The sequence below is a fragment of the Edaphobacter sp. genome (assembly GCF_035532915.1).
Taxonomy (GTDB): Bacteria; Acidobacteriota; Terriglobia; order Terriglobales; family Acidobacteriaceae; genus Edaphobacter.
In genome coordinates, this window is sequence record NZ_DATKQC010000284.1 from 1 (window position 1) to 3,175 (window position 3,175).

Below are 3,175 nucleotides of genomic sequence, written 5' to 3' on the forward strand. Positions count from 1 at the left end.
TCGGGGTTTAGGCGCTTCTCCAAGCCAGCAATCGAGGCGAGAACATCCTCAATTGGCGGAATTCTCCCGAAAATCATTCAGGCCATAACCGGCCAACGTCGCGTTAGAAAGTAAGCAACATCCGAAGAAAAAATAACGGAGTGGTTGCCCGCATCCCTGGACCCTGGCCTACCGCTGTCACTCGTGGGCGCTCCAGATACAACTCAAAGACTTGTCGGGAGTGATCTGAACTGGGGTCATCCCACCCATGCCGCAAAGAACGCGTCATGGATGGGCCACCCCTTGTGGCGGTTGGGACCGGGGCTTTTGCTGGTGCTTTGAACGAGGCTTACTGACGTCGTTTGCCAATGCTCTTCAGGTAGCCTTCCGCCAACTTCTTGGTGAGCGCGCTTGCCGTAGGCGAGCCCTGCAGGTTTTGCAGCGCGCTGACGGCTTGCGATTGATCTGGCGAACTCTTGACCAGCGCGTCGAGAGCCGCCTGCTGCACTTGCGGATCGGAATCGTTCACCACTTGCCGGGTGGCTTGGAATACCTCTTCCGACCGCACTCCGCTACCGCTGATCGCGTAGAGCATGTTGAGTCTGTGTTTGGCGTCGGGCGCACTCTGCAAGGCATCCGCCACCAGCTTGTAGTTGGCGGCGGCGTCCGGCCCTTTCAGGCGCAGCAGCCCCGCCGCCGCCACCTCTGCGGTCCTCAAGTTAAGCCCGATCAATCGGACATGACCACAAGCAGGTTCTCTGCCGCGCTTCGCAAATCCAGCGTCTGCGATGCGCGAGTGCGATAACGCTATCATCGAAGGAAGTTTACGCTCTACCAAGCAGATCGATAATGAAAAACGGGCATGTCGCTAATCGATGGCGCAGCAGGCAGGCCCGAGATTCTGAATTCGGGCAAAGTCCATGTTGACCGCCAATGCTTCCCCGTGGAAATGTTTACCAGTTGAGCATCTCGAGACCCCGTGCCGCTGATTCGTAGGATTGGCCGCCTCACCGGCACAATTCACGGTGGACGACTGGTTTGGCGATTTGCCTCGAATCAAGAACCTCTCGGGCGAGAACTTATCTCTGGATTGCCCTCGGAAGATCCGTCTTGCGCTGCTCTTGCAGGTCAGGCTTGCATCCACGGCCCGCTACCTTCCGTAAAAATTTCCCCTGCGACCGGTATCATCAAAGCTGAATCTTCAGATTCACCGTAGGAGAGGACCGCTGATGTCAGTTTCTGCAAACCGTATTTGGCGACAAATGCCCCAAGAGATCCGAATCGCTGCTAGCAGACTTTTTTGGGCTGAGTCAAAAGGCGCCGAGAAGCAGTTCCTCTTCGCATCTCTCGCAAAAGCAAAAAACCTGCGTGAGGTCACAGTCCGCAAAACCCCGATTGAGAGGCTGGTCAACTGGACGGCGGCAACCCTGTCGCTCCCTGACCAGATCGTGGATGACCTTCTGAAGAAGTATCTTCTTCACGAGCATCGTGCCGTGATTATCAGTTTTCTGGAATTGCTCAAGATTCCTCATGCCGAAGGCATGATCGAGGAGTCGTTTGACCTCGCAGCCCTTTCAAATGAGCAGGTTCAGACGGCTGCTCGCAGCTTGCTCGAATCGGCTGATCGAGTCGGAGCAGTGCTCTACCTCAAGTATCTCGTGCTTCAAGGTGGATCCTGGGCAGCGATTGAACAAGTCCTGCCAGCCGGAGAATAAAGACGGCAAGGCATAATTAAAGAGAGACCATGAATACGTCATTTACAGAGCCGCAGACGCAAGCTCAGGAGCTTGTCGAGCTTGAACGCCAACACGGAGCGCACAACTATAATCCTCTCGACGTAGTGATTGAACGTGCTGAGGGCGTTTGGGTTTATGACGTCGAAGGTAAACGTTATCTGGATTGCCTGGCCGCTTACTCTGCGGTAAATCAAGGTCACTGTCACCCAAAGATTCTTCGAACGCTTGAAGAACAGGCCAGAAAAGTCACGCTAACCTCGCGCGCATTTCGAAACACCCAACTTCCCCTGCTTTGTAAGGATCTTCACGATCTGACGGGCTTCGAGATGGTATTGCCGATGAATTCCGGCACCGAGGCTGTCGAAAGCGCCATTAAGGTAGCACGCAAGTGGGGCTACAAGGTGAAGGGCATCCCACAGGACAAGGCCGAAATCGTTGTCTGCGCCAACAATTTCCATGGGCGCACCGTTACCATTGTGGGCTTCTCAACAGACGAACAATATCGCGATGGTTTCGGCCCCTTCGCGCCCGGATTCAAGGTGATCCCCTATGGCGACGCTGAGGCACTGCGCAACGCCATCACCCCGAATACCTGCGCGTTCCTCGTGGAACCGATCCAGGGCGAAGCAGGAATCCTGATACCGCCGGCCGGATTCCTGAGCGCAGCAGCTGAGATCTGCCGCCAGAACCGCGTGCTTCTCATGACAGATGAAATTCAGTCCGGCCTGGGGCGCACCGGCAAGCTCTTTGCTTACATGCACGAAGGAATCACGCCGGATGTGCTGATCGTGGGCAAAGCCTTGGCCGGCGGCTTTTATCCGGTTTCGGCCGTTCTTGCGTCTCGCGTGATTCTGGGTGTCATCACGCCTGGCGACCACGGCAGCACGTTCGGAGGAAACCCGCTCGGATGCGCCATTGCCAGAACCGCCCTGCGTGTCCTGATTGAAGAGAAGATGGTCGAGCGGTCCGCAGAACTGGGAGCTTACTTCCTCTCTCGGCTTCAATCGCTCCGCAGTGCTGCCATCAAAGACGTTCATCGAGAGCTGGAAGCGGGAAGCCGAGCCCACCTACGAGTGGGGTAACGGCTATCAACTGGTGCTGGCGCTGTGGGCGGAGATTAATGCGGTGCTGGCCGACGAGTTCCGCGACGGCAACGTGCCGGCGGCGCAGCAACTGCTGCCGGTGGCGCAGCGGGCCTTTCAGGCACTGCCGGAGACGGTCACCGAGTTCTATTTCCGCGGTGATCCGGCCTGCGATGAAGAGGGGCTGCTGAGCTGGCAGTGGGACGAGAAGCGGGCAGACGGACCGCGGGCCAAGATCGGCCTCGCGGTGAGCGCGGATCGGCCCCGGCCGGGCACCGACAGGAGTCCCCAAACTGGATCAATTCCCGTCGTGCCCAACTCGGTGGAGTATCTAATGACTTGAAAGCTGCTGCCAGAGATGCTCATACTTCGCCTGAA

At 57.1% G+C, this 3,175-nt stretch carries 4 protein-coding genes; 3 read left to right on the top strand and 1 reads right to left on the bottom strand.

The genetic code is table 11. The features are described 5' to 3' along the window. Positions 1–328: 328 nt before the first annotated feature. Positions 329–697 carry a HEAT repeat domain-containing protein gene (locus VMU57_RS13465; protein WP_325384236.1) on the bottom strand — a complete coding sequence of 123 codons (369 nt, stop codon included), beginning with the start codon at positions 695–697 and terminating at the stop codon, positions 329–331. 544 nt (positions 698–1,241) lie between these two features. Here VMU57_RS13465 and VMU57_RS13470 point away from each other — a divergent pair. Genes VMU57_RS13470 through VMU57_RS13480 form a run of 3 tightly spaced genes read left to right on the top strand, consistent with a single transcriptional unit; the run spans position 1,242 to position 3,140 of the window. After that, on the top strand, positions 1,242–1,694 hold the full coding sequence (locus VMU57_RS13470; RefSeq protein ID WP_325384238.1) for a hypothetical protein: 453 nt from the start codon (positions 1,242–1,244) through the stop codon (positions 1,692–1,694). A 29-nt stretch (positions 1,695–1,723) separates the two neighbouring features. Continuing rightward, complete coding sequence (rocD, locus tag VMU57_RS13475) at positions 1,724–2,797, top strand: ornithine--oxo-acid transaminase (RefSeq protein WP_325384240.1); 1,074 nt, start codon at positions 1,724–1,726, stop codon at positions 2,795–2,797. Further along, positions 2,730–3,140 carry a hypothetical protein gene (locus VMU57_RS13480; RefSeq protein ID WP_325384242.1) on the top strand — a complete coding sequence of 137 codons (411 nt, stop codon included), beginning with the start codon at positions 2,730–2,732 and terminating at the stop codon, positions 3,138–3,140. Before rocD ends, VMU57_RS13480 begins: the two co-directional genes overlap by 68 nt. Positions 3,141–3,175 lie beyond the last annotated feature (35 nt).